The sequence below is a fragment of the Bradyrhizobium elkanii USDA 76 genome, from assembly GCF_023278185.1.
Taxonomy (GTDB): domain Bacteria; phylum Pseudomonadota; class Alphaproteobacteria; order Rhizobiales; family Xanthobacteraceae; genus Bradyrhizobium; species Bradyrhizobium elkanii.
Window position 1 is genome coordinate 5,623,493 of the sequence record NZ_CP066356.1, and the last position, 26,406, is coordinate 5,649,898.

The window sequence follows — 26,406 nt, forward strand, 5'->3', positions numbered from 1 at the left end:
GCGCACCCATGTCGGATGCGTCTCCGCGGGCGACGGAATTAGGCCAACGGCCAGTGGCTCACGGTCGTCGAGTCCGGGTTGTCTACCAGCACGTTGAACGTGGCCTTGGCCGTATCGCCATCGGCGTCGGTGTTGACGATCCGGAACTGGATGTCCTGATCGTTCACCGGGGCCGCCACCTGGGTGGTGAAGTTGATGATGCGGACCCCCGCATTGGTGTCGACTGGATCGAAGTAGAACCGGATGTAGCCGGTCGAGAACGACTCTCCGGCAGCATCGTGATTGGTGCCGGGCACGATAGTATTGCCCAAGTCCGCAAGGGTGACGTGGGCGTTGCCTTGCTTGAGATTGCTGATGGTCGGGTTCTCGTAGTCGATCAAATCGCCGGCGGAGTTGAACAGCCAATACTCCGCCTTGATGCTGTTGATGTTGCCGATTCCAGCCACGTCGAAGGCCAGATTCTTGAGGTTGAGGCCGCTGCCTTCATTGAAGAAGAAGCCCTCGTTCATGTTGATCTGCGACGCCTGCCCGTTCTTCACTCCGAATCCGATATTGTCGGGGTTGAGGTCGTCGGCCGGGTTCGAGGTGCCGAGATCCGCGGTCAGCAACTGGGACTGGGTCTGGAGTCCGAGAGCACCTGTATCGGCGGCGGGGAACAGCAGTCCGTTGAAGACGATGTGGTGGCCGCCGCTCGTGCTGACATTGAGCGTCTCGACCGGGCTCCCCGACTTGATGGCGCTGAAGTTGAGCGTCTCCGGCGGGTTGGCGAGCGTCTGCAGCACCGTGAAGGTGTAACCCGTGTCGGTTACGCTCAGCTGGTAGACACCGTTGCCGCCGGAATCCTTGTAGGTCAGGACAGTATGATCAGTGTTGTATGACTGCGTGAGCCCGGTGATGGCAGCGGCGGCATCGATCGTGACCTTGGCCCCGTCGGCGCCGTCGGGTGACGTGAACGAGTCCGATCCCGAGGAGCCGGCAGTGAAGCCGACGGCCGGATGCTGGGCGTCCTGTCCGGAGAGGCTCTCCACCCCGCTGAGGCTTGGACCGTCGTCGAGAAGTTGGAACTTGTTTCCGATGTTAGCCGCCGCGGCGGCGCTCGTGTCACCGTCCTTGTCGGTGGCGGTGGCCGAGAGCGTGATCAGGTCCGCGGCCATGGTGGCGCTGGCTTCGGAACTGTCGCCGACCGCCCCATCAGTGCTCGTGGTGTCGGCGGTCGCCTCGTGGACGGCCCGGAATTCCGCGAACGTCACGGTGCCCGTCGAATCGACGTGAACGGTGAAGACGAGATCACCGCCCGTGCTCGTCGTGCCGATAACGTCTCCCTTGAGGAATTTGCCTCCGACGTCGTCAGCACTTGCAACGCTCAGCAGGACAGCTTGCGTTGACAGTGAATCGATCAGTCCGGAATCGACATTGGCGGACTTGACGCCGAGCGTGTACCCGCCGACCGTTCCAGCCTGGTCGGCGCCGTAGTTGGGTGTGAACAGGCCGCTGAAGCTGCCGGACGTGCTGGTGTTCGCGGCGTTGGGGGTGGAGCCGGCCGCAAGATAGCTCTCGTCGAGCTGGAGTGCGGTGGCTGTGCCGTTCGCCAGGATGGTCGGCCCATCGTCCTCGAACAACAGGTTGCCGCCGACGCCGGTATGCTCGGTCCCGCTCGTCGTGTTCGAGACGCTGAACGTGAAATTGCCTGCGTCGAAGCTGACATTGGATCCGCTGCCGCTGAGCGGCTGGGCGTTGCCGACCACGAAGCGATCCATGTGGCTAGATTCAGCGACCTGGAAGTCGACGGTGTAGTTCTTTTTCAGGCCATCGATGAAGTACGATCCGTCGCCCGCGGCCGTAATGTTGATGCCTGTCGTGACCAGCTGGGTCTTCGCGAGGTCGGAATACACCTTGATCGTGTTGCCGAGGATCGGGACCAGCGTCTGGTCGTTGCCGGCCAAGCCGCTGCTGCCGATGCTGGTGGTCGAGACAAGATTGCCGGCCTGAAGATCACTCGTTTCGTTGAAGGCATATATGTGCACTTTGACGGTGGTGTTCGCGTTCCCGGGGTTCACCTGGGTCAACGAAAAGCTCGCGTCCGTCACCGAGGCCACATGCGTGCTGTAGCTGAGCTTCGTCAGATCATGCACGTCTGGATTTGTCAGGGGGAAGTCGGGGTAGTTCACGTGATTGACGACATCGACGCGCACCGCCTCTCCGGGATTGAGCGCCTGCGAATTGTTGCCGAGGCCCTGTGTGCTGACGGTCACTTTCGAGCCCGGCACCAGGCCGGTGATGAGCATGTCGGGATCGCTGGTGTCCGTCCCGGCGGTCGCGGTCTGCTCGATGGCCGACCAGTCGTCAGACCCGGACGGCACGTGGCTGAAATCGCCGAAGTTGACGGTCGTCGTCGTGGTGAACGAGGCCTTCACATCGACGAGGCCGGAAAGGTTAAGCGTATCGGCGTCGTCGATCCCGCTGGTGTTGGTGTGCTTCAGCGCCTCGTACTGGATGGTCCAGACGTTGCCGCCTGTCACGTTGCCGGAGGTGATGGTCTCGTCCAGCACGATAGTGAAGGCGACGGTGCCGTTGGAGTTGGGGATCCAGGTCGTGCCGTTGAACTGGCCCTCGCGCCCGAGCAGGATGTGGCTGTTGGAATCGGTGTAGAGGAAGATCTGCGCGCCATCGCCGGTGGCGAAAATCTGGGTCGGCGTGCCGTTGGTGATCGTCCCCCCCGTGGAGTTCGAGAACTGCAGGTCGGTGACGGTGGTCGTGCCGAGCTGGATGAAATCGGTGCCGGCACTGCCGATCGTCCGTGCCGCAGCTTGCGGAAACACCACGCTCGTATTGCCCGACTCTTCGCCGGTGGAGCCGTCCGCAATGCCCAGGCTGGTCTTGAGCGCTGCGCTCATGTTCGCAAGCAGGTAAGACCAGGCAACTTCGTTGTCGGGCCCCGCCGGCACGCCCGTGTCATTGTCAGTGCCGCTGGTCTGCAAGCTCGCGGCTTCGTCGATGATGAGATTGCCATTGATGGTCAATACTGCCATGATTTCCTCCCTGGGAAAGGCGGGTTCGCCTCGCACCTGCTCCGGCGCAAGCGACAGCCGCCCGGGCGCGCGATCGGCCCCTGGTTTCACGTCAAAAAAAGCGTGCGTGCACTCGTCGGCGACATTCCGTCGCCGGAGGAGACGTCAGTTTCTGGCAGTCCATTAAGATGGGGCGCAGCGGAAGCTTGTCGCTACTTCGGCTACGCCCCTCCGACGCTGCCTGAATAATCAGTCGCGGAGAGAAGTACCTGCAATCGAATGATCAGATGCTCTTGCATGCTATTCTCCCTCGATCTGCTGCAAACTGCTGCGAACGCAAGTGGAGAAGCAAACACCGTTCAATGAATTTCGAGGCCAAGCCTCCCAATGGAACTTTTCCAGTAAAGGAGTGAGAAAATTCAAGGTAAAGGGTAAAGAAGCAGTACCACCTATGAGGTAAGGCGCATCGTCGTACATCTATTCTGACATGAGGACGACAATGTCGCGCTGCACGTGTGTAAACGGCGCGGGATGCTGCCAACAGCGTGCGGACAAGCCGGCGCGATGATCATGCAATAAGTGCACTGGAATCTGAGTTGCCGGAACATCAGCTCCTGGCACAAGGCCGACATGGGTGCTGTCGGCCTCAACAACGTCTTTCAGTCGAAAAGCGGAGCTTCGCGATCTCGTGAGTGCGCGCGCCAGCCGCCCTGCCAAATCACGCCGCGGCGGAATGCTCGGCTACGGCCTGCGGCGGGTTGCGGAAGCCGATTGCGATGCGGTTGTAGGTGTTCATCAGGCCGATCGCGATGGTCAGGTCGACCAGCTGCTTCTCGCTGAAGGTGGCGCGCGCCGCTTCATACGCGTCGTCCGGAATCGCGGTCTCCGCCACGCGGGTGACGGTTTCGGCCCAGGCCAGCGCGGCGCGCTCCTCGGCGTCGAACAGCGCCTCCGCCTCGCGCCAGACCTGCAGCAGCGCCAGCTTCTCGATCGCGACACCCATTTTCCGCAGTGAGCGCGTGTGCATGTCGAGGCAATAGGCACAGCCGTTGATCTGCGAGATGCGCAGATAGACGAGCTCGATCAGCGTCGCCGAGAGGCCGCTTTGCGTGATGTAGCCATAGACGCCACCGAGCGCCTTGATGCCCGCGGGCGCGACCTTGTTGTAATCGATCCGCATGCTCATTGCTTGTGTCCTTCCTTGTCGAAGACGGTCAGCGCCTTGTCGTTGCTGTCGACGACGAACACCGCAAGCAGCTTCGCCGGTTCGGTCGCGCTGGCGTTGCGCCCGAGCACGTGATGCGCGCTTGGCGGCTCGAAGAAGCTGTCGCCGGCCCGATAGATGTGCGCGGCCTCGCCCTCGAGCTGGCTCTCGATCGCGCCCTGGAGCACGTAGACATAGAGAAACGCCGATTTGGCGTGATGATGCGGCGCCGAGGGCTCGCCGGGCGGGAAGTTGACCTCGACCGCGATCAGCGACTTGCCGGGAATGTTCGTGATCATATGCTCGAACTTCGGCGTCACCGATTGCGCCAAGGCGGGGGTCGCAAGCGCGGCGCAGGCCAGCAGCGTCGTCATCAAGGTCTTCATCTCGTGCCTCCATTGCTACCGGATAGATGCGGGCACGCCTCGCCAAAAAGAAGCACCAAGAATGAACCGAATTGGTGTACCACGAGCCATGCCCACCCCGCTTCCCATCGCGCTCGACCGGTCGGCCAGGACGCCGCTCTCCGAGCAGATCCGCAAGGCGATCGCGGCGGCGATCGACAACGGCGTGCTGGTGCCGGGCGCCCGGCTGCCTTCCTGGCTCGACCTTGCCGCGCAGCTCGGCGTTGCGCGCGGCACCGTGCGGGCGGCCTACGACAAACTGTCGGACGCCCAGCACATCGTGTCGTCGAAGGCGGGCGGCACCACCGTCGCGAGGCGGCCCAGGAAGGCCGCCAAGCCCGATGCGCCGGTCGCTCGCGGATCGGTCGTGGAGATGTTTCGCGATCTGAGCGGTCAGGGACACTTTCGGATGGGCGTCCCCGCGCAGGATAGCCTCCCCGCCAAGCTGCTGGCGCGAATCCGCGCGCGCGCCGTCCGGGCGGAATTGAGCGCGGTGATGCGCTATGTCGATCCGCGCGGCGAGCTCGAATTGAGACGCGAGATCGCGGCGCACCTCGCGATCGCGCGCGGGCTCGAATGCTCGCCCGCGCAGATCGTCATCACCTCGGGATTCAGCGGCGGGCTCGGCCTTGCGCTGCGCGTGCTCGGCCTCGAAGGCCGCCGCGTGTGGATGGAAGACCCGGGATTTCCATTGACGCGAAAGGGCCTCGAGCTCGCGCGGCTGGAGGTCGTCCCGATCCCTGTCGATGCTAATGGCGTCGATGTCGAGTACGGTCTCAAGCACGCCCCCGACGCGGCGCTCGCGGTCGTGACGCCGGGCCAGCAGGCGCCGCTCGGTCCGCCATTGTCGCCGAAACGGCGCGCGCAGCTGCTCGACTGGGCCGCGCAATCCGGAGCCTTCATCATCGAGGACGACTATCTCGGTGAGTTGCAGCTCGACGGCCGCGCCGCGCCGGCGCTTGCCTCGCTCGACCGCGCCGGCCGGGTGATCCATCTCGGCTCCTTCAGCAAGACGATCTCGCCGACGCTTCGCCTCGGCTTCCTGGTTGCTCCGGAGCCGTTGGCGGCGCAGTTCGCCGATGTCGCGACGTGCCTTGTCCCTGCTCCCGGCCCGGCCGTGCAGCTGTCCACCGCGGAGTTCATGCGCGACGGCCACTACATTCGCCATCTCAGGCGAACCAAGCGGGCGTATTGCGACAGGCGCGATGCGCTGACGACGGCGCTGCGGAGCTGGAGCAACGACGCGCGGGTTGCCGGACTCGCGGTCATGCTGACGCTGCCGGACAAGACCGCCGATGTCGAGATCGCCAGGGCACTGCTCGCGCACGGGCTGGCGCCCGCCCCGCTCTCGCCCTGGTATGTTTCACCGAAGCGCGCGCAGCCGGGTCTGTTGCTCGGCATTGCAACGGTGCCGGATCGCGGCGTTCCGGCCGCATGCAAGCGCCTGTTCGAGGCGATCCGCGCCCAAAGTCGCATCCAGGAGGGGCCGGCGCCGCTCCGGATCAGGAAGCCCGCAACCCGGTGAGCGTAAGACTCAGCGCCTTGAGCCGCTTGCGCGCCTCGGCGTCATAGGCCTGAGCATGGGCGCGGGCCTCGCGCTTGCCGTCAAAGAACAGCCCGCTCCGGCCAGCCACATCGTCGTCCTGGACCAGACGCAGGATGGCATCACCGCCCTGCTCGACGGTCGAGATCGGCGTCGCGCCGCTGGCGCGCACCATCGTGGTGTTCATATAGGTCGCAGGGTGCAGAGAATTGACGGTCACGCCGGAGCCTTCGAGCTCCGCGGCCAGGTCGATGGTGAACATGATCTGCGACAGCTTGCTCTGCGCATAGGCGCGCGCGCCGCTGTAGTTCTTCGTGATCATCACGTCGCCGAAATCGATCGGGTGCTGGCCGAGCGACGCGACATTGACGATGCGCGCCGGCGTGCTCGCCTTGAGCCGCGGCAGCAACAGATGCGCGAGCAGGAAGCCAGCGAGATAGTTGACCGCGAAGCGCAGCTCGTGGCCGTCCTTGCTGGTCTGCCGCGCCGGCCCCTCGTTTTGCGAACCGATGCCGGCGTTGCTGACGAACACATCGAGGCGCTCCTGGTCGTCGAGCACCAGCTGGGCGAACTCGCGAACCTCGGCCAGCGAGGACAGATCGGCCTGGTAGAACATCGGCTCGCGGCCGCTGAGGCGCTTGATCTCGTCGGCCAGCGTCTGCGCCCGCTTGGTATCGCGGCCATGGATCAGGACCCGGGCGCCGGCCGACGCCAGCTTCATCGCGACATAACGGCCGACGCCGTCGGTGGAACCGGTGATCAGCACCGTCTTGCCTGCCATATTCATCGAAATTGCCTTTCGATCGTTCACCCAGCGCTGTCAGCAAAGATAAAGGCGCCGCGCGGACTTTGCCATGGCATGCCACCGCGCCGGCGGCGCCAAAGCGGCGTGCAGGATCGCCCCGGGGCACCGGCCTTCTCGGGAACCGCATACGTACTTCTTGTCGCGCGGCCGGCGGTCGCGCGGCGCCGCGTCGCGCGTCAGGCAGATCGCGTTCTGATATCCTCGACGTGACAAGCCAAAATCGGCACAAGATCGGCAAAGGACCGGAATGTCCTCGACCATTCCAGACAGGACCTTGCGAAAGACTCCCTCGCTGGAGCCGTTCGGCATGCTCCTGTTGTTCGGCGCGCTGACCGCACTGCCGATCGTCCTGACGCTTCGTCTGGTTGAGCCCGCACTCGCGCTGCCCGTGCTCAGCCTGTTGCTGTTCGTCCAGGCAGCCATTACCGCGATTGCGGCGCGCGTGATCCACGTGCGCACAAGCGTGGCGAACCTCACGCTGTGGGATTTTGCCGGCGCGTTCACCTTCATGGGGTGCGCTGCGGCGATCCTCGGCGAACCTGATCAGGCGGCGCTGTTCTTCGAGGAAGAAGCAGCAATGCGTCCGGTGTCACGACCGTAATCCCAGGCCGGGCCCCTCTGGCAGCCACAAGCTGCGATGTCGGACTGGAACTCAGTTGGAGTGGCCCTGCTTCGACCCGTGACGCGAATAAGCGTCGCGGTGGATTTGCCGTCCGCATGACGGCAAGAGCCGGTTTCGTCGAAAGGGTCCGCTCCCCGACCTCAAGGGGAATGCGACCATGTCCGAACTATTTTCGCCCGAATTGCTTTCACTCGACGCCCTCAGCGCATTGCTGCAAGTCGTCGTCATCGACCTCGTGCTGGCCGGCGACAATGCCGTCGTGATCGGCCTTGCCGCGGCCGGCCTGCCGGCGAAGCAACGCGGCAAGGCGATCCTGATCGGCATCGGTGCCGCGACACTGCTGCGCATCCTGTTCGCCCTGGTCACCACGCAGCTGATGCAGATCGTCGGGCTCCTGCTGGCCGGCGGCATCCTGCTATTGTGGGTGTGCTGGAAGATGTGGCGCGAGCTGCGCGCCGACGCGCACGAGACCACGGCCGAACATGCCGATGGCGCAAAGGGCCAGCGCAAGACGCTGTGGCAGGCCACCACACAGATCATCGTTGCCGACGTCTCGATGTCGCTCGACAACGTGCTGGCGGTCGCGGGCGCGGCGCGGGAACAGCCGATCGTGCTGGTGTTCGGCCTCGCGCTCTCGATCGCGATGATGGGCGCAGCGGCCTCCTTCATCGCGCGGCTGCTGCAGAACCACCGCTGGATCGCCTATGTCGGCCTCGCCGTGATCCTCTATGTCGCCATCGATATGACGGTTCGCGGTGCGAACGAGATCGCGAAGGTTGCGCCGGCCTGACGAAAGCAAAACGGCGGGCCCTTCAGCCCGCCGCTTCTCATGTTGAGAATACGCGCGCTGCGTCAGTGGATTTCCGCCGAACGCTTCAGCGCATCCTTCAGCTTCTCAAGCGAAAAATCCTTGCTGCGCGCAATGTCCAGGATCGGGGTCTCGCGGCGGCCGCAGAGTTCGGCGGCCTCGGGCAGCTTCGCCGCGACCTCGTAGGGGATCACGATCGCGCCGTGACTGTCGGCGTGGATCAGATCGTCGGATCGCACCGTCATGCCGGCGACGCGGACCTCGCCACCGAAGCTCTCCGCATGCACCCAGGCGTGCGACGGACCGATCGAGCCGGCCAGCGCCTGGAAGCCCGGCGCCCATTGCGGAATGTCGCGGATCGAGCCGTCGGTAATGACGCCAAGGCAGCCGAGCGCCTTGTGCACGTTGCTCTGCACCTCGCCCCAGAATGCGCCGTAGCCGACGTCGGGACCGTCGATGTCCTGGATGACGGAGATGCGCGGGCCGAAGCCGGTGCCGACATATTCGTAATAGTCGATGCGGCGCTTCGACTGCTCCTCGGCCGAGAGGCCGGATTTCAGCACCGAGCGGATCGTCGTGGTGCGGGCGTAGCCGACCATCGGCGGCAGCGTCGGGAACGGGCAGACCAGCGGCTTCACGGTGTAGCCGATCAGACGGCGCTCCGGCGCGACGATCTCCATCGCGTTGCAGATCGTCGGCGTGTCGTAGCGCGCCAACGCTTCAAGGACGGAAGCAGGAAGCGGGGCGGAAGCGGATGTCGTCACGGCGTTTCTCTCCTGATTTTTGGCGTTCGCTGGGCCGTCTCAGCCTATAGCCGAGATCGCAGGCGAACCCAACCGAGGCACGCTCATGGCTGATATTTGCTGGAATGAAGCAACCACATCACCGTTCACCCCCGCGCAACGGCGAAGCCGTTGTCGCTGGAGGAGGCCGCGCAGCGGCCGTCTCGAAGAGGCGACGGCCCCGCTGGTGGCCGTGCATCCTTCGAGACGCGCTCCGCGCTCCTCAGGATGACGGATCATAGAGAGGCATCAATGCAGATGCGTCGGACGATCGTCGCGGTCACTCTCCGCGACCGGCGCCGCATAGGGAGCCGCAGGTGACGCCACCACCTGCGCGCCCGCAGCTTGCGTCTGCGCGGCAAGCTGGCGCTCCTGGTCGCGATAGGACTTCCAGCCCCAGGGCAGACTGATCAGATAGGCAACCGAGCCCGCCGACAGGATGTGCCAGGGATAGCCGATCAGCAGCGCGACAAAGAACACCACAGCAACGAACACCGGCAGCACCATTTCCGGCGGCACGCGCATCTTCACGGTCTTGCCGGAGAACACCGGCAGCCGCGACACCATCAGGAAGGCGATCAGGAGCGTGTAGAACGCCGTCAGCGTCGCCGGCGGCATCGGCACGCCGAGGAAGGCGAGATAGATCGGCAGCAGCACGGTGATCGCACCGGCCGGCGCCGGCACGCCGGTGAAATAGTTGGCGGCGAAGGCCGGCTTGTTCGGATCGTCGATCGAGGCATTGAAGCGCGCAAGCCGCAGGCCGCCCGAAATCGCGAACACCATCGCGGCGATCCAGCCGCCGTTGTTCAGCTCATGCAGCTGCCAGAAATACAGGATCAGGCCCGGCGCGACGCCGAAATTGACGAAGTCGGCGAGGCTGTCGAGCTCCGCGCCGAATTTCGACTGGCCCTTGATCATGCGGGCGACGCGGCCGTCGATGCCGTCGAGGATCGCGGCGAACACGATGGCGGCGACCGCCAGCTCCATCCGCCTTTCGGTCGACAGCCGGATCGCGGTGAGGCCGGCGCAAATCGCCAGCAGCGTGATCATGTTCGGCACCAGCATCCGCACCGGGATCGGGCGGAACCGGCGGCGGCGATACTCGGTGGAATTCGGATCGAATGGCGTCATGGCCCGAAGAATATAGCAAGCGCCGCCCGGCTCCGCCATTGTGGCCAGAACCGGCTGATGGGGCTGGCGAAACAGAGTTAATCGGCGCGATAAGTCCGGCCCGGATCGGCGTTGCGGAAATCCGCCAGAATCGTCTCGCCGGCGACCGCGGTCTGCCCCTCCGAGACCAGCGCCTTGGTGCCCTCGGGCAGATAGACGTCGAGCCGCGAGCCGAAGCGGATCAGGCCGAAGCGCTCGCCGGCGCCGATCGACTGGCCTTCCTTGACGAAGCAGACGATGCGCCGCGCCACGAGGCCCGCGATCTGGACCACGCCGATGCGCCCGTTCGAGGTCGAGATGACGAGCGAATTGCGCTCATTGTCCTCGCTCGCCTTGTCGAGCTCGGCATTGATGAAGGCGCCGGGCCGGTAGGCGATGCGGTCGATGCGGCCGACCACCGGGCTGCGGTTCACATGGCAGTTGAACACGCTCATGAACACCGAGACCCGCGGCAGCGGCTTGTCGCCGAGCCCGAGCTCGGCCGGCGGCAGCGCCTGCACCACCATCGAGACGCGGCCGTCGGCCGGCGATACCACGATGCCGTCGCGCAGCGGCGTTACCCGGACCGGATCGCGGAAGAACAGCGCGCACCAGACCGTCAGCAGCGTCCCGATCCAGCCCAGCGGAGTCCAGATCCAGAACAGGATCAGGCTCGCCAGAGCGAAGCCGCCAATGAAGGGATAGCCCTCGGGGTGGATCGGCGGGATCTGCGCGCGGATGGAATTGGCGATCGACATCAGAGCTCGCTTGCGTTTCCCCGCCCCATTTGGCGGGAGAGGCCCTAAATCGACTATTCCGCGGCGGTCGGCAAGGGTTTCTCACCCGCGTCAGGGGTGGAATCCTCCGACGATTCAGTGACCGCCGGCGGCAGCCGATTCGGCGCGGTGCCCTCGTCATCGACCTGGGCGAGCCGTTCGCGGGCCTCCTCGGCCTCGCGCTGCCGGTTCCACATGCTGGCATAGAGGCCGTCGGCGGCCAAAAGCCGCGCGTGGGTGCCGCGCTCGGCGATCCGGCCCTGGTCCAGCACGATGATCTCGTCGGCGCCGACGATGGTCGACAGCCGGTGCGCGATCACCAGCGAGGTGCGGTTGCGCGAGACCCGCTCCAGCGCGCCCTGGATTTCGTGCTCGGTGTGGCTGTCGAGCGCGGAGGTCGCCTCGTCCAGCACCAGGATCGGCGGCCCCTTCAGCACCGTGCGCGCGATCGCAACGCGCTGCTTCTCGCCGCCGGAGAGTTTCAGGCCGCGCTCGCCGACCTGCGTCTCATAGCCCTGCGGCGACATCCGGATGAAGCCGTCGATCTGCGCGAGGCGCGCCGCCTCCTCGACCTCGTCGTCGCCGGCGTCCCAGCGGCCATAGCGGATGTTGTAGCGGATGGTGTCGTTGAACAGCACGGTGTCCTGCGGCACCATGCCGATCGCCGAGCGCAGCGAGGCCTGCGTGACGGTCTTGATGTCCTGGCCGTCGATCAGGATGCGGCCGCTCGAGACGTCGTAGAGGCGGAACAACAGCCGCGAGATCGTCGACTTGCCGGCGCCGGAGGGACCGACGATCGCCACCGTCTTGCCGGCCGGCACCTCGAAGCTCAGGCCCTTCAGGATCGGCCGGTCCGCCTCGTAGGCGAAGCGGACATCCTCGAACCGCACGCTGCCGGCGGATACCGCGAGCGGCTTGGCCCCCGGCACGTCCTTCACCTCGGGATCGCGCGCCAGCACGTCGAACATCTTCTCGATGTCGATGATCGCCTGCTTGATCTCGCGATAGACCATGCCCATGAAGTTCAGCGGCTGGTAGAGCTGGATCATCATCGAGTTGATCAGCACGAAATCGCCGACGGTGTGCGTGCCGTTGCGGATGCCGAACGCGCACATCAGCATGGTCGCGGTCAGCCCCGCGGTGAAGATGATCGCCTGCCCGGTGTTGAGCACGGCGAGCGAGGTGTAGGTCTTCACGCTGGCCTGTTCGTAGCGCTCCATCGAGCGGTCGTAGCGCCGCGCCTCGCGTTCCTCGGCGCCGAAATACTTCACCGTCTCGTAGTTGAGCAGCGAGTCGATCGCCTTGGTGTTCGCCTCGGTGTCGGAATCGTTCATCCTGCGGCGGATCTCGATCCGCCACTCGGTCGCGATGTAGGTGAAGTACATGAACACGACGACCGTGAGCAGCACCGCGAGCACGTAGCGCCAGTCGAACTGCCAGAGCAGCACCGCCGCCAGCAGCGCGACCTCGACGATGGTCGGGATCAGCTGCAGGATCACCATCCGCACGATGGTCTCGATGCCGGAGCGGCCGCGCTCGAGGACGCGGGTCAGGCCGCCGGTCTTGCGCTCGAGATGGAAGCGCAGCGACAGCTCGTGCATGTGCACGAAGGTGATGTAGGCGAGCCGCCGCACCGCATGCATCGCGACGCGCGCGAAGATGCCGTCGCGCCACTGCGTCAGCACCGCCATGATGATGCGCACCGCGCCGTAGCTGATCGTCATCAGCACCGGCGAGGCGATCAGCCAGACCACCCAGTTCGAGGCCGCAACCGGCGCCGAGCCCGTGCCGTTCAGCGCATCGATCGCCCATTTGAAGGTGAACGGCACCGACAGCGTGGCGAGCTTGGCGAACAGCAGCAGCACCACCGACCAGATCACACGCATCTTCAAATCGGCGCGATCGCCGGGCCAGATATAGGGCCAGAGATGAACGAGGGTGCCGAGCAGCGTCCCCTTCTCGGCGGCCGGCGGCGTCGCCGTGGGCTGTGCGGCGCCGGTCACATTCTGTTGCGGCGGCACCATCAGGCGCCCGCCCGCGCGGTCACGGCGCGGCGGTCCGCTGCCATATCTTTTCCACGGTTTGCCATTGTGCCCGTCATATAGATCGTTTGAACGCGGCGTACAGGCATATGATGAAAATTGTTCGCGATTCGCGGGAATTTACGGGATTTTTCGCCTCTCAATCCCCATATCCGACTCTTGACCCTGTTTACGCTGCAGTGCCACAAGGATCGTATGAACCAAATCAAGACTGTCTGTGTTTATTGCGGCTCCGGCCCCGGTAACAATCCCCGTTTCGTTGAAGCTGCCGTCGCGCTCGGCAAGAGCTTTGCCGAAAACAACGTGCGCCTGGTCTATGGCGGCGGCTCGATCGGCCTGATGGGCGCGGTCGCGAAATCGACGCTCGACCACGGCGGCTCCGTCACCGGCATCATTCCCGAATTCCTGCGCGCGCGCGAGAACGCGCTGACCTCGGTCCAGGAGATGATTGTCACGCCCGACATGCATGAGCGCAAGCGCCTGATGTTCGAGCGCTCGGATGCATTCGTCGCGCTGCCCGGCGGCATCGGCACGCTGGAGGAGCTGGTCGAGCAACTGACCTGGCAGCAGCTCGGCCGTCACCATAAGCCGATTCTGCTCGCCAACGTCGATGGCTTCTGGGAACCCCTGCTCTCGCTGCTGAACCACATGCGCATGACCGAGTTCATCCGCCCGACGCTGCCGATCAACGTCTTGATGGCCGACCGCGTCGACGAGATCCTGCCGCGGCTACGTTCGGCGGTGGCACGCACGCCCGAGGCCGCGAAGGATCTCGCGCCCGAAGTGGCGCGGCGGCTCTGATCGTTCGGGTGCGCTAAACTATCCCCGTCATGCTGAGGAGCGCGGAACGCGCGTCTCGAAGCATGCACGGCCCGGCTGGTGGCCGTGCATCCTTCGAGGCTCGCAAGAGCTCGCACCTCAGGATGACGGATTACGTTGAGCGCTCGTCCAGCCTCACTCGCTCGGAAACGTCACGGCCTCGATGCGGTTGCCGTCGAGATCGAGGACGAAGGCCGCATAATAGCGCACGCGGTCGTGCGGGCGCAGGCCCGGAGGGCCATCGGAGAGGCCGCCTGACGCCAGCGCCGCAGTGTGGAAGGCATCGACCTCGGCGGTGGTCTTCGCGCGCAGGCAGATATGGGTGCCGCTCTCATGTGCGACCGGCGCCATCGTGGCGCGCAGATTGATCCAGAATTCGGGATAAGCCTTGCCGAAGCCGATCGTCGCCGGCCGCGTGACGAGGCGGCTCAGGCCGAGCGCGGCCAGCGTCGGCTCATAGAACCGCGCGGCGCGTTCGAGATCGCGAACACCGACGGAAACGTGGTCGATCATGGGCCCTCCTCCCGGACTCGTAGCCCGGATGAGCGAAGCGACATCCGGGGAAAACCGATCGAGACGCCCCCCGGATATCGCTTCGCTCATCCGGGCTACGGTCTCACGCCTGCGCGCCCGACTTCACCAGTTTGTAAAACACCGAATCCATCAGCGCCTGGAACGAGGCGTCGATGATGTTGGGCGAGACGCCGACCGTGGTCCAGCTCTCGCCGGTCTCGTCCTCGCTCTCGATCAAGACGCGCGTGACCGCCTCGGTGCCGCCATTGAGGATACGCACGCGATAGTCGATCAGCTTCAGGCCATCGATATATTTCTGGTACTTGCCGAGATCCTTGCGCAGCGCGACGTCGAGCGCGTTGACCGGGCCGTTGCCTTCGGCGGCCGAGATCAGCCGCTCGCCGTCGACGTCGACCTTCACCACCGCGAGCGCCACCGTGACGCGCTGGCCGTTGGCGTTGTAGCGCTGCTCGACATTGACGTCGAACTGCTCGACCTTGAAATATTCCGGCACCTTGCCGAGGGTGCGGCGCGCCAGCAGATCGAACGATGCGTTGGCGGATTCATAGGCGAAGCCCGCGGCCTCGCGCTCCTTCAATTCCTCGACCAGGCGCGTCAGCCGCGGATCGCTCTTGTCATAGGCGATGCCGGCACGGTCGAGCTCGGCCATCACGTTGGAGCGGCCGGCCTGATCGGATACCAGCACCTTGCGGTGATTGCCGACCAGTTCCGGCAGCACGTGCTCATAGGTCTGCGGATCCTTCATGACAGCGGACGCATGGATGCCCGTCTTGGTGACGAACGCGCTTTCGCCGACATAGGCCGCATGGCGGTTGGGCGCGCGGTTCAGCATGTCGTCGAGCGTGCGCGACACCTTCATCAGCGTCGCCAGCTTCTCCGTGGTGACGCCGATCTCGAACTTGTCGGAAAACTCCTGCTTCAGCTTCAGGGTCGGGATCAGCGAGCAGAGATTGGCGTTGCCGCAGCGCTCGCCAAGGCCGTTGAGCGTGCCCTGGATCTGGCGCGCGCCGGCCCGCACCGCGGCGAGCGAATTGGCGACCGCCTGCTCGGTGTCGTTATGGGCGTGGATGCCGAGATAGGCGCCGGGCACGTGCTTGACGACGTCGCCGACGATGGTCTCGATCTCATGCGGCATGGTGCCGCCATTGGTGTCGCACAGCACCACCCAGCGGGCGCCGGACTGATAGGCCGCCTTGGCGCAGGCAAGCGCGTAGTCGCGGTTCTCCTTGTAGCCGTCGAAGAAATGCTCGCAGTCGACCATCACCTCGCGGCCGAGCGCCTTCGCGGCCGCGACGCTGTCGCGGATCGAGGCGAGGTTCTCCTCGTTCGTGGTCTCGAGCGCGACACGGACCTGGTAGGCGGAGGATTTTGCGACGAAGCAGATCGCGTCCGCCTTGGCCTCGAGGATGCCGGCAAGCCCGGGATCGTTCGAGGCCGAGCGGCCCGGCCGCCGCGTCATGCCGAAGGCGGTGAAGCGCGCGTGCTCGAAGTCGGGCTTCCTGCTGAAAAACTCGCTATCGGTCGGATTGGCGCCGGGATAGCCGCCCTCGACATAGTCGATGCCGAGCGCGTCGAGCATGCCTGATATCACCTGCTTGTCCTGCAGCGTGAAGTCGACGCCGTTGGTCTGCGCGCCGTCGCGCAGCGTGGTGTCGAACAGATAGAGGCGCTCGCGGCTCACGCGTGGCCTCCCGGGGTCGCGACACCATCGAGCTGCTTCTGCATCGTGGTGTTGGCGAGCCACTCGTCATTGATGGTGACCGAGTTGCGCTGCTGGGCGACGTAGCCGCGCTTGCGGAAGAATTCCAGCGCGGTGTCGCTGGCATCGACCTTCAGGGTCTTGGTGCCGCGGGCGCTCGCGATCTTCTCCAGCGCATCGCACAGCGCGCTGCCGACGCCCTGCCCGACCGCGCTCGGATGCACATAGAGCATGTCGATGAGATCGGCGCCCTTCAGCGAGGCGAAACCGACCGGCGCGCCCTGCAAGGTCGCGATCAGCGTGAGCTCGCCGGCGAGCTTCTTGCCGAAGGCCGCCTCATCGTCGGCGGCCATCGCCCAGGCTTCCTGCTGCGCCTCGCTGTAGTCGTCGCCGGTCAGGTCCATGATCGAGGCCGCGAAGATCGCCGCCAGCAGCGGCGCGTCGTCAGGCAGATACGGGCGCAGTGCGGGTGCGGAACGGCTCATCGCGCGACCTCCCAGGTGGTGATCGGCTTTCCTTCGGCATCCTTTCCGTCCTTGATCGCCACGCCCATCGCGGCGAGCTGATCACGGATCCGATCGGACTCCTTGAAATCCTTGCGCGCTCGCGCCGCGGTGCGCTCGGCGATCAGCGCCTCGACGGCAGCGGCATCGACGCCGCTCGCCTGCTGCTTGCGGGCTTCCCACGCGGCCGCGCTCTCCGACAGGAAGCCGAGCAGCCGGAGCGAGCCGGCAAACTCCTTGCGGCTCTGTTCGCTGCTCGACGCAGCACCGCGCAGGCCGTGCAGCACCGCCATCGCCTGCGCCGTGTTGAGGTCGTCGTAAAGCGCCTCGACCATCGCCGGCGACGGCGCGCCGGGCTCGGCGTCGGCCGCGACCGCGTACCAGTCGTCGAGCGTCTTCGCGGCCTCCTCGGTGGCCTTCGCGGTCCAGTCGAGCGGCGAACGATAATGCGTCTTCAGCATGGCAAGCCGCAGCACCTCGCCCGGCCAATCGGCCAAGAGATCGCGGATCGTGAAGAAGTTGCCGAGCGACTTCGACATTTTCTCGCTCTCGATCTGCAGGAATCCGTTGTGCATCCAGACATTGGCCATGCGGTCGGAGTGGAACGCGCAGCAGGTCTGGGCGAGCTCGTTCTCATGGTGCGGGAACACCAGGTCGATGCCGCCGCCATGGATGTCGAACTTCTCGCCGAGATGCTTCCAGGCCATGGCCGAGCACTCGATGTGCCAGCCGGGACGGCCCTCGACCTTGATGCCGGCCGGCGACGGCCAGGAGGGCTCGCCCGGCTTCGACGGCTTCCAAAGCACGAAGTCGGTGTTGTCGCGCTTGTAGGGCGCAACATCGACGCGGGCGCCCGCGATCATCTCGTCGAGCGAACGCTTCGACAACGCGCCGTAGCGCGGCAGCATCGAGTTGGCCGCGTTCATCGCCTGCGGCGAGAACAGCACGTGATCCTCGGCGACATAGGCAAAGCCGCCGGCGACCAGCTTCTCGATGATCGCGCGCATCTCCGGAATATGCTCGGTGGCGCGCGGCTGCACGGTCGGCGGCAAGCAGCCGAGCGCGGTGACGTCGTCCTGATATTGCTGATAGGTCAGCTCGGTGACCTTGCGGATCGCCTCGTTCAGCGGCACGCCGGGATAATCCCGCGCGGCGCGGACGTTGATCTTGTCGTCGACGTCGGTGATGTTGCGGACATAGGTCACGTGGCCGGCGCCATAGCGATGGCGCAGCAGGCGAAACAGCACGTCGAAGACAATAGCCGCACGGCCGTTGCCGATATGGGCGAAGTCATAGACCGTCGGTCCGCAGGCATACATGCGGACGTTGGTGGCATCGAGCGGCACGAACGGCCGCTTCTCCCGGGTCAGCGTATCGTAGAGGCGCAAATCCATGGAAACCGTTCCCAGCGCCGCCTGTGATTTGAAGTTCCTGCTGTAATGGCAGCGAGATCGTTCAGGAACTTCAAATCACAGGCGGCATTAAACTTTACCTTTGTTGGCACCGGACCGGCTCTCGCATTCGCAACCCCGTTCGCCGCAAGAACGTGCGAATGCGAGAGCCGGTCCGGTGCTGGCCGGGCGGTCCAATGCTCTCATGTGTTGAGAAAAGACGGCCTCAGCCAGCGAATCGCTAGCTCATAATCTCGCGGCAAATGCTGCAGATGGCGAGGTGGCCGTTCATGGTTCCACCATGTCTCACGGCCCCATTATCGCGTCAAGGGGCTGTTTTCGGGCGGTTTGCCACCCCGCCCCGCACCGAAATCACGTCAACGCCCTCATGGTTAATCATTATTAAGGATTTGGGCGTATCCGGACGCATGCGGATTCCCCGCCATTTTCACTGGTGCACCATGCGGCCCGTTTCAGCATTGATTGCCTGCACGCTCTTCCTTGCTCCGTCCTTCCTTGCCTCCTCGGCCGCGTTGGCCGACAGCCGCGTCTTCATCGTCGCCAACCAGGCCGACGGCTACGGCATCGACCAGTGCCTGGCCCGCGGCGACCGCTGCGGTGCCTCCGCCGCCCGCGCCTATTGCCGGTCACGCGATTTTGCGCAGGCCACCAATTACCGCCGCGTCGATCCCGACGAGATCACCGGCGCGGTCCCGCACGCCGCCAACGAAAAATGCAGCGGCAACAGCTGCGGCGAATTCGTTGCCATCACCTGCCAGCGCTGAGCCAAGCCGCTGGCCAGACGGGGCTATTGCCACACCGGCGCCCCGGAAACGACGTGACGCTGCCCCGAGAAACGGCTATTGCAGCGGCCTTGCCCGCGCGCTTTGGCGTTGATCGCCGCGCGGCGTCGTTTTAATGGCCGGATATGCCCAATAGCTCCCGTTCTCGCTTCTCCCGCTGGTTTCTGACGTGCGCCGTGCTGGCCGGCATCGCCCTGCCCGCCACGCATGCCCTGGCGCAAGTGCCGCCCGGCCCGCCCGGTCCGGCTCCGCAAGGCGCGCCGCAGCCCAACCCGCAGGCCAATCCGATGTGCGGCCGGCTCGAAGGCCAGCTGGCGGCGATCGACCGCGGCGGCGGCTCCGGCGACCCGGCCAAGGATGAGCAGATCCGCCGCTATCAGGACGCGGCAACCCGCCAGCAGGGCGAGCTCGATCGGGTGACGGCGCAGGCCCGGCGCATGGGCTGCGACAGCTCCGGGTTCTTCTCGCTCTTCAATAACAATTCGGCGCAGTGCGGTCCGGTCAACACCCAGATCCAGCAGATGCGCGCCAATCTCGACCAGATCACCGCCAATCTCGAGCGGCTGCGCTCCGGCGGGCTCGGCGGCGCCGACCGCGAGAACCAGCGCCGCTCGGTCCTGACCGCGCTGGCGCAGAACAATTGCGGCCCGCAATATGCCGCGGCCGCGCGTGGCCCCGGCAACTTCCTCGAGAACCTGTTCGGCGGCGGTGGCGGCGGCAATCCCAACAATCCGCTGCCCCCGCCCGATGCGCAGTATGGCGCCCAGTCCGGCACCTTCCGCACCGTCTGCGTCCGCACCTGCGACGGCGCCTATTTCCCGATCTCGTTCGCAACGGTGCAGGCGCGCTTCGCGGCCGACGAGCAAATCTGCAAGGCGCAGTGCCCTGCCGCGGATGCCAGCCTGTTCACCTACCGAAATCCCGGCGAGGACATCAACCAGGCGGTCTCGATCAGCGGTGTATCCTACTCGTCGCTGCCGAACGCCTTCAAGTACCGCACCGAGTTCAATCCGTCCTGCTCCTGCAAGCCGGCCGGCCAGAGCTGGGCCGAGGCGCTGAAGGCGGTCGACGACAAGGCGTCCGCCGAGCAGCAGGGCGACATCATCGTCACCGAGGAGAGCGCGCGGAAGATGCAGCAGCGCGCCCAGACCAAGGCCGCGGCCGGCAAGAAGGGCGCGCCCGCCGCTGCAGCTCAACAGCAGCCCGCAGCCGCTGACGCCACGGCACCGGCGGCCGCGCCGGCGAGCGACGGCCAGATCCGCACCGTCGGCCCGACCTTCATCCCGAAGCGGTAGGAAGAGTTCAGCCCTCGAACGCTTCCGCTGACGCGCGCGAGGTGCGCGCCACCAGCGTCTCGTCGGGCGCCGGCAACGCCTTGCCGAAATCGCGGAAGCGGTTGGTGATGGGATAGCGGCGGTCGCGGCCGAAATTCTTCCGCGTCACCTTCACCCCTGGCGCCGCCTGCCGCCGCTTGTATTCGGCGACGTTGAGCAGGCGATCGACCCGGGCCACCACATCGCGGTCGAAGCCGGCTTCGATGATGGCCGCCAGCGGCTCCTCGCGCTCGACCAGCCGTTCGAGGATCGCGTCCAGCACGTCGTAGGGCGGCAGCGAATCCTGGTCGGTCTGGTTCTCGCGCAACTCCGCGGTCGGCGGCCGGATGATGATGTTGACCGGGATCACCTCGCCTGACGGGCCGAGCGCGCCGTCCGGCTTCCAGCCGTTGCGCAGGCTCGACAGGCGGAACACCTCGGTCTTGTAGATGTCCTTGATCGGATTGAAGCCGCCGTTCATGTCGCCATACAGCGTGGCGTAGCCGACCGACATCTCCGACTTGTTGCCGGTGGTCACCACCATGGCGCCGGTCTTGTTGGAGATCGCCATCAACAGCGTGCCGCGGGCGCGCGCCTGCAAATTCTCCTCGGTGATGTCGCGCTCCAGCCCCTTGAACACCGGCGCCAGAATCGTCTCGAAGCCGTTCACGGCATCGGCGATCGGCAGGATCTCGTAGCGGATGCCGAGCGCCGCGGCGAGCTTGGCGGCATCGTCGAGCGACACCTGCGCGGTGTAGCGGAACGGCAGCATCACGCCGCGCACCTTGTCGGCGCCGAGCGCATCGACCGCGATCGCCGCGCACAGCGCCGAGTCGATGCCGCCGGAGACGCCGAGCAGCACGCCGGGAAAACCGTTCTTGCGGACATAGTCGCGCAGTCCGAGCACGCAGGCCGCGTAATCGGCCTTGTCGCCCTCGAGCTGCGCCGTGATCGGCCCGTTGCAGCGCCAGCCGTCGGCGGTCTTGCGCCAGGTCAGCGTCGTGATGTTCTCCGCGAACGCCGGAAGCTGCGCCGCGACGGAGAGATCGGCATTCAGCGCGAACGAGGCGCCGTCGAAGATCAGCTCGTCCTGGCCGCCGACCTCGTTGAGATAGACCAGCGGCAGTCCGCTCTCGGTGACGCGCGCCACCACGATCGACAGCCTGAGGTCGGCCTTGTCGCGGGCATAGGGCGAGCCGTTCGGCACCACCAGAATCTCGGCGCCGGTCTCGGCGAGACATTCGACGACGTTCTCGTACTCTTCGGACTCCTCGAGCCAGATGTCCTCGCAGATCGGCACGCCGATGCGCACGCCGCGCACCGTCACCGGACCCGGCGCCGGGCCGCGCGCGAACAGCCGCTTCTCGTCGAACACGCCGTAATTCGGCAGATTGGCCTTGAAGCGCAGCGCGGCGATGCGGCCGCCGTCGAGCAGCGCGCAGGCATTGTAGAGCTTGTCGTCCTCGACCCAGGGCGTGCCGATCAGCATCGCCGGGCCGCCATCCCTGGTCTCGCGCGCCAGTTCCTCGATCGCGGCGCGGCAGGCCGACTGGAACGCCGGCTTGAGCACCAGATCCTCCGGCGGGTAGCCGGCGATGAACAGCTCCGACAGCACCACGAGGTCGGCGCCGTCGGCCTTGGCCGCCTCGCGCGCGGCGCGCGCCTTCGCGGCGTTGCCGGTGACGTCGCCGACCGTCGGATTGAGTTGCGCCAGGGTGATCTTGATCTGTTGTTCGCTCATACGCTTAAGTTGTCCTGCACAACAGCAAACTTCAATCACCTTCCGGTCATGGTGCGATTGCAGAAATCGCACCATGACCGGCGGGAGCTGCTTTTGAGCATGATCTGATCGGAAAACCGGTTCCCACTTTTCCGGATCATGCTCGGGAATCAGAACGCGCCCATGCGTTCGGCGAGGGCGAACAGCCAGAACACCCCGGCCATGACGAGCGCGACGCCGACCGCGGCCGAGCCCATGTCCTTGACCCGCCCGATCTGCGGATCGTGATCCATGGTCAGGCGATCGGCGAGCTTCTCGATCGCGGTGTTGAGCAGCTCGATGACGAGCACCAGCACCACGGTTGCGACCAGCTCGACCCGGCGCATCACGGTGGCGCCGACCAGCCAGGCCAGCGGCAGCGACAGCGCCAACGCCACCACCTCCTCGCGAATCGCCTGCTCCGAGCGAATGGCGAATGCCAGCCCGTTGCGCGAGTTGATGGTGGCTCGCCAGAACCTCAGCAAGTCACTGCCCCCAAGTCACGTCCCAAGTCACCAGCCCCAAGTCACCTGCCCCAAGTCACCTGCCCCAAGTCACCTGCCCCAAATCACAACCCCGCGGCGGCCGGCATCGGCTTGACCTTGCCGGCGCGCTCCTGCTTCAAGAGCTCGGCGATCAGGAAGGCCATGTCGATCGACTGCTCGGCATTGAGGCGGGGATCGCAGACCGTGTGGTAGCGGTCGTTGAGGTCCTCATCGGTGATGGCGCGCGCGCCGCCGATGCATTCGGTGACGTCCTGTCCGGTCATCTCCAGATGCACGCCGCCGGCATGGGTGCCTTCGGCAGCGTGGATCTGGAAGAACGACCTCACCTCCGACAGCACGCGGTCGAACGGCCGCGTCTTGTAGCCCGAGGTCGAGGTGATGGTGTTGCCGTGCATCGGATCGCACGACCACACCACCTTGCGCCCTTCCCGCTGCACGGCGCGGATCAGGCCCGGCAGATGGTCGCCGACCTTGTCGGCGCCGAACCGGTTGATCAGGGTCAGGCGCCCCGGCTCATCTTCGGGATTGAGGATATCGATCAGCTTCAGCAGCTCGTCGGGCTTCAGCGACGGGCCGCATTTCAGGCCGATCGGATTCTTGATGCCGCGGAAATATTCGACATGGCCGTGATCGAGCTGGCGGGTGCGATCGCCGATCCAGATCATGTGGCCGGAGGTCGCGTACCAGTCGCCGGTGGTGGAATCGACCCGCGTCATCGCCTGCTCGTAGCCGAGCAGCAGCGCTTCGTGGCTGGTGTAGAAATCGGTGGCGCGCAGCTCGGGATGGCTCTCGAGGTCGAGGCCGCAGGCGCGCATGAAGTTCAGCGCATCCGAGATGCGGTCGGCCAGCTCCTTGTAGCGGCGGGACTGCGGCGAATCTTTCAGGAAGCCGAGCATCCACTGATGCACGCTGCCGAGATTGGCGAAGCCGCCGGTCGCGAACGCGCGCAGCAGGTTCAGCGTCGCGGCGGATTGGCGATAAGCCATCAGCTGGCGCTGCGGATCGGGAATGCGCGCTTCCGGCGTGAAGGCGATGTCGTTGACGATGTCGCCGCGATAGCTCGGCAGCTCGACGTCGCCCTGCTTCTCGGTCGGCGACGAGCGCGGCTTTGCGAACTGGCCGGCGATGCGGCCGACCTTCACCACCGGCAGCGCGCCGGCATAGGTCAGCACGACCGCCATCTGCAGGAAGACGCGGAAGAAGTCGCGGATGTTGTTGGCGCCGTGTTCGGCAAAGCTCTCGGCGCAGTCGCCGCCCTGCAGCAGGAAGGCCTCGCCGGCGGCGACCCGCCCCAGCGCCTTCTTCAGGCTGCGCGCCTCGCCCGCGAACACCAGCGGCGGAAAGGTCGCCAGCTGGGCCTCGACATCGGCCAATGCCTTGGCATCGGGATAATCGGGCACCTGCAGCACCTTCTTGGCGCGCCAGCTATCGGGTGTCCACCGCTCGGACATGAGGTCAACTCCTGAGCAAAAACCGCAACTTAATCACGGCATGAGGAAAGCCCGGCTTATACACAGGGCCCCGCTTTCCCGCTAGAAGGATTCCTGCAATCTGGTCAAGCCCTTGCAGGGAAATCCGAATTCGCATTTGGTAGAGCATAGCATGAATGCCGTGGAAATCGCCGTGGCCTCCGCCGCGCTGGACGACGTTTTTAGCGACGACATCGTCGTGCCGGCCGCGGACGGCTATCCGCTCGCCGCGACGCTGTTCCTGCCGCGCGGCACGCGGCGCCACGCCGTCCTGATCAATTCGGCAACCGCCGTGCCCCGCAAGGTCTATCGCGGCTTTGCCGGCTACCTCGCCCGCCGCGGCGCGGCGGTGCTGACCTACGACTACCGCGGCACCGGCGACAGCCGGCCGATGGCGGCGACCGGCCTTAACAAGCCGAAATCGCTGGCCGGCTTCAAGGCCACGATGGCGGACTGGGCCGCGCTCGACGCCACCGCGGCGGTGAACTGGATGCGCGAGCGCTACCGCAACCTCCCCTTCGCCTATGTCGGACACTCCTTCGGCGGCCAGGCCCTCGGGCTGCTGGCCAACAATGCCGAGATCCCGCGCGCGCTCCTGATCGCCTCGCAGGCGGCCTATTGGAAGCTGATGGCCTCGCCCGAGCGCTACCGCGTCGTCGCCTTCATGAACGGCGTCGGCCTGCCGCTGGCGCGCACGCTCGGCTATCTGCCCGCCTGGGCCGGCCTCGGCATGGACCTGCCGAGGGGCGCGTTCGAGCAATGGCGGAGCTGGCTGATGCGGGAGCGCTATCTGCTCGATGATGCCACGCTGACGGCGCGCGAAAATTTTCCGAAGTTCAAGGGCAGGCTCCGCGCGCTTGTCATGACCGACGACATCTGGGCGACGCGGCCGGCGGTCGAGTTGCTGTGCTCCGCCTTCACGTCGATCACGCCCGAGATCATCTTGATCCGTCCCGCCGATGCCGGCGCGAAAGCGATCGGCCATTTCGGCTTCTTCCGCAGCGAACACCGCGATGCGCTGTGGCGTGGCGCCGCGGAGTGGCTCGAGGCGGAGGGATAAGCGCGGGCTCTCTCCGCCGTCGTCCTGGCGAAAGCCAGGCCCCACAACCACCGCATTTGGATTGTGAATGGGATCGCGGCCCCAACGCCGTGCCGCAATGATCACCTGGGGTAATAGGTCCTGGCCTTCGCCAGGACGACGATGAGGATGGCTTTCGCGCGATGCGATGCACCGCTGCGTAGCTCATCCCGCTGTCATCGCCCGGTTCGCACTTGCTGGCCACATCGGTGTCGTCCCGGCGAAGGCCGGGACCCATGCTCCGCGGCGCTCGTTGTTATCGGGACTCGTCGTTCCACCATCGCGCAACAAATGATCATTCGTGGTTATGGGTCCGGCTTTCGCCGGGGCGACACCGGACGTATTGCGCCGCCGGTGAGACATACTTTCGCATTGTCGCGACATGAATCGCCCGAGCCTTGCTCTTCAACTTGGATCCGCGGTCAAAATGATGGGTATCGCTTCGCTCCACCCCTCCTGCCAGTCTCACACCACCTTGCGCGGCGCCGCCGTCGCCGCATCACCTGTGTTCGGCGTCCCGGTCGGCTCGATCAGCAGCAGATGCACCTCTTCCTTTGCGACCGGCCGGTGCTCGACGCCTTTTGGCACGATGTACATCTGCCCGGGAGTTAGCGTGACGGTGCGATCGCGCAGCTCGATGTCGAGGATGCCTTTCAGGACGAGGAAGAAGTCGTCGGTGTCGTCGTGCTTGTGCCAGACGAACTCGCCCTGCACCTTCACCACCATGACGTCGCAGGCATTGAATTGCGCGACGGTGCGCGGCGACCAGTGATCGGAGAATGTCGACAGTTTCTGCGAAAGATCGATCGCGCCGCTCATGATGCCTCCGGGTCCGGGCCAGCCTGCCGGACTCGTTAGCTCAGCCGTGCGACGCACTCAATGCACGCCCCTTAATCTCTCCGGATAAGCACTCGGCTCATTGTGCCCCTTGATATCGCAAGGCGCTTCTCCGTTGGTGGCTCGCCGCGCCAGCAGTTCCTTTTCGGCCTGATACCAGAGCTGATCCATCTTGCCCGGCGGCTCGCCGGCGTCCTTCCACAATTCGTAGGCGCGGGTCCGGATCTCCTGCTCGGTTGGGCCTCTCATGCGCGGCTCCCTCAATTTGAGACATCAAACTGTTTGAGAGTGGAACGGACAGTATAGCGCAAGGTTCCAGGGTGCGCGAGACGGCCGCGCGCCGAGGGCGCGTCTGCACAAGCGCCGCTGCGCGAAACCGCGTTCGATTTGAGCGCGCGAAGCGGCCCCGGGAAAAGCCGCCGATGGATATGCATGTCAACAAGGGTGCCCTAATTCGCGGGCGCACGAAGCGCGGCCGTCGGCGCCGGTCTTGCGGAGGCGCGCTACCCCTTCTGAGGTATGAAACCTTTTGCCCGCTTCCGCAGACAAAAA

At 65.4% G+C, this 26,406-nt stretch carries 24 protein-coding genes; 7 read left to right on the forward strand and 17 right to left on the reverse strand.

Going from position 1 to position 26,406, the window contains the following annotated elements; all coding sequences use genetic code 11:
- Positions 1–38: 38 nt before the first annotated feature.
- From JEY66_RS27395 to JEY66_RS27405, 3 genes are all read right to left on the reverse strand, one after another.
- Positions 39–3,029, reverse strand: coding sequence for a DUF5801 repeats-in-toxin domain-containing protein (locus JEY66_RS27395; protein WP_129964976.1), 2,991 nt, complete (start codon positions 3,027–3,029; stop codon positions 39–41).
- Between the two features lie 697 nt (positions 3,030–3,726).
- Positions 3,727–4,194 carry a carboxymuconolactone decarboxylase family protein gene (locus JEY66_RS27400; RefSeq protein ID WP_016846305.1) on the reverse strand — a complete coding sequence of 156 codons (468 nt, stop codon included), beginning with the start codon at positions 4,192–4,194 and terminating at the stop codon, positions 3,727–3,729.
- Positions 4,191–4,598 carry a cupin domain-containing protein gene (locus JEY66_RS27405; protein WP_018271083.1) on the reverse strand — a complete coding sequence of 136 codons (408 nt, stop codon included), beginning with the start codon at positions 4,596–4,598 and terminating at the stop codon, positions 4,191–4,193. The genes JEY66_RS27400 and JEY66_RS27405 overlap by 4 nt, the downstream gene beginning before the upstream one ends.
- A gap of 88 nt (positions 4,599–4,686) precedes the next feature.
- On the opposite strand from JEY66_RS27405, the gene pdxR reads away from it, so the two are divergent.
- Positions 4,687–6,141, forward strand: a complete 1,455-nt coding sequence (gene pdxR, locus JEY66_RS27410) for a MocR-like pyridoxine biosynthesis transcription factor PdxR (protein ID WP_018271082.1) — start codon at positions 4,687–4,689, stop codon at positions 6,139–6,141.
- Here the strand turns inward: pdxR and JEY66_RS27415 are convergent.
- On the reverse strand, positions 6,119–6,946 hold the full coding sequence (locus JEY66_RS27415) for an SDR family NAD(P)-dependent oxidoreductase (protein WP_016846301.1): 828 nt from the start codon (positions 6,944–6,946) through the stop codon (positions 6,119–6,121). The genes pdxR and JEY66_RS27415 overlap by 23 nt on opposite strands.
- 325 nt (positions 6,947–7,271) lie before the next feature.
- On the opposite strand from JEY66_RS27415, the gene JEY66_RS27420 reads away from it, so the two are divergent.
- The gene (locus JEY66_RS27420) at positions 7,272–7,565 is read left to right on the forward strand and encodes a hypothetical protein (protein ID WP_026192632.1); all 294 of its coding nucleotides are present in this window, start codon (positions 7,272–7,274) and stop codon (positions 7,563–7,565) included.
- 178 nt (positions 7,566–7,743) lie between these two features.
- A complete protein-coding gene (locus tag JEY66_RS27425; protein WP_018271081.1) occupies positions 7,744–8,376 on the forward strand; it encodes a TerC family protein in 633 nt (210 codons plus the stop codon).
- 62 nt (positions 8,377–8,438) lie between these two features.
- Here JEY66_RS27425 and JEY66_RS27430 read toward each other — a convergent pair whose 3' ends face one another.
- The 4 genes from JEY66_RS27430 to JEY66_RS27445 form a co-directional block, all read right to left on the reverse strand.
- Positions 8,439–9,158 (reverse strand): RraA family protein, encoded by a 720-nt coding sequence (locus tag JEY66_RS27430; RefSeq protein WP_026192631.1) that lies wholly within the window; start codon positions 9,156–9,158, stop codon positions 8,439–8,441.
- 267 nt (positions 9,159–9,425) lie between these two features.
- A complete protein-coding gene (pssA, locus tag JEY66_RS27435) occupies positions 9,426–10,307 on the reverse strand; it encodes a CDP-diacylglycerol--serine O-phosphatidyltransferase (protein WP_041482639.1) in 882 nt (293 codons plus the stop codon).
- 77 nt (positions 10,308–10,384) lie between these two features.
- Positions 10,385–11,083 (reverse strand): phosphatidylserine decarboxylase, encoded by a 699-nt coding sequence (locus tag JEY66_RS27440; RefSeq protein WP_016846296.1) that lies wholly within the window; start codon positions 11,081–11,083, stop codon positions 10,385–10,387.
- A gap of 53 nt (positions 11,084–11,136) precedes the next feature.
- Entirely contained in the window at positions 11,137–13,125 is a 1,989-nt protein-coding gene (locus JEY66_RS27445; protein ID WP_038379835.1) for an ABCB family ABC transporter ATP-binding protein/permease, read from the reverse strand.
- Positions 13,126–13,338: 213 nt separating this feature from the next.
- Here JEY66_RS27445 and JEY66_RS27450 point away from each other — a divergent pair, with 213 nt between their 5' ends.
- Entirely contained in the window at positions 13,339–13,944 is a 606-nt protein-coding gene (locus JEY66_RS27450; protein ID WP_018271077.1) for an LOG family protein, read from the forward strand.
- Positions 13,945–14,097: 153 nt separating this feature from the next.
- Here JEY66_RS27450 and JEY66_RS27455 read toward each other — a convergent pair whose 3' ends face one another.
- From JEY66_RS27455 to cysS, 4 genes are all read right to left on the reverse strand, one after another.
- Entirely contained in the window at positions 14,098–14,475 is a 378-nt protein-coding gene (locus JEY66_RS27455) for a VOC family protein (RefSeq protein ID WP_018271076.1), read from the reverse strand.
- A 103-nt stretch (positions 14,476–14,578) separates the two neighbouring features.
- The gene (gene cimA / locus JEY66_RS27460) at positions 14,579–16,177 is read right to left on the reverse strand and encodes a citramalate synthase (protein WP_016846292.1); all 1,599 of its coding nucleotides are present in this window, start codon (positions 16,175–16,177) and stop codon (positions 14,579–14,581) included.
- Complete coding sequence (locus JEY66_RS27465) at positions 16,174–16,680, reverse strand: GNAT family N-acetyltransferase (RefSeq protein ID WP_016846291.1); 507 nt, start codon at positions 16,678–16,680, stop codon at positions 16,174–16,176. Before JEY66_RS27465 ends, cimA begins: the two co-directional genes overlap by 4 nt.
- On the reverse strand, positions 16,677–18,092 hold the full coding sequence (cysS, locus tag JEY66_RS27470) for a cysteine--tRNA ligase (RefSeq protein ID WP_016846290.1): 1,416 nt from the start codon (positions 18,090–18,092) through the stop codon (positions 16,677–16,679). Before cysS ends, JEY66_RS27465 begins: the two co-directional genes overlap by 4 nt.
- A 458-nt stretch (positions 18,093–18,550) precedes the next feature.
- Here cysS and JEY66_RS27475 point away from each other — a divergent pair, with 458 nt between their 5' ends.
- Together JEY66_RS27475 and JEY66_RS27480 are read left to right on the forward strand one after the other, a co-directional pair.
- Positions 18,551–18,874, forward strand: coding sequence for a hypothetical protein (locus tag JEY66_RS27475; RefSeq protein WP_026192629.1), 324 nt, complete (start codon positions 18,551–18,553; stop codon positions 18,872–18,874).
- Positions 18,875–19,017: 143 nt separating this feature from the next.
- Positions 19,018–20,187, forward strand: coding sequence for a DUF2865 domain-containing protein (locus JEY66_RS27480; protein ID WP_051110102.1), 1,170 nt, complete (start codon positions 19,018–19,020; stop codon positions 20,185–20,187).
- Positions 20,188–20,194: 7 nt separating this feature from the next.
- Here JEY66_RS27480 and JEY66_RS27485 read toward each other — a convergent pair whose 3' ends face one another.
- From JEY66_RS27485 to JEY66_RS27495, 3 genes are all read right to left on the reverse strand, one after another.
- Positions 20,195–21,946: an NAD+ synthase gene (locus JEY66_RS27485; RefSeq protein WP_018271074.1), complete on the reverse strand. Its 1,752-nt coding sequence runs from the start codon at positions 21,944–21,946 to the stop codon at positions 20,195–20,197.
- Between the two features lie 149 nt (positions 21,947–22,095).
- A complete protein-coding gene (locus tag JEY66_RS27490) occupies positions 22,096–22,449 on the reverse strand; it encodes a diacylglycerol kinase (RefSeq protein WP_018271073.1) in 354 nt (117 codons plus the stop codon).
- Between the two features lie 83 nt (positions 22,450–22,532).
- Positions 22,533–23,921 (reverse strand): class II 3-deoxy-7-phosphoheptulonate synthase, encoded by a 1,389-nt coding sequence (locus JEY66_RS27495; RefSeq protein ID WP_018271072.1) that lies wholly within the window; start codon positions 23,919–23,921, stop codon positions 22,533–22,535.
- A gap of 151 nt (positions 23,922–24,072) precedes the next feature.
- On the opposite strand from JEY66_RS27495, the gene JEY66_RS27500 reads away from it, so the two are divergent.
- Positions 24,073–24,999, forward strand: a complete 927-nt coding sequence (locus JEY66_RS27500) for an alpha/beta hydrolase family protein (protein ID WP_018271070.1) — start codon at positions 24,073–24,075, stop codon at positions 24,997–24,999.
- A gap of 483 nt (positions 25,000–25,482) precedes the next feature.
- Here the strand turns inward: JEY66_RS27500 and JEY66_RS27505 are convergent, their stop codons facing one another.
- Positions 25,483–25,836 carry a cupin domain-containing protein gene (locus tag JEY66_RS27505; protein WP_018271069.1) on the reverse strand — a complete coding sequence of 118 codons (354 nt, stop codon included), beginning with the start codon at positions 25,834–25,836 and terminating at the stop codon, positions 25,483–25,485.
- A 57-nt stretch (positions 25,837–25,893) separates the two neighbouring features.
- Positions 25,894–26,103 carry a DUF2934 domain-containing protein gene (locus tag JEY66_RS27510; RefSeq protein WP_018271068.1) on the reverse strand — a complete coding sequence of 70 codons (210 nt, stop codon included), beginning with the start codon at positions 26,101–26,103 and terminating at the stop codon, positions 25,894–25,896.
- Between the last annotated feature and the right edge of the window lie 303 nt (positions 26,104–26,406).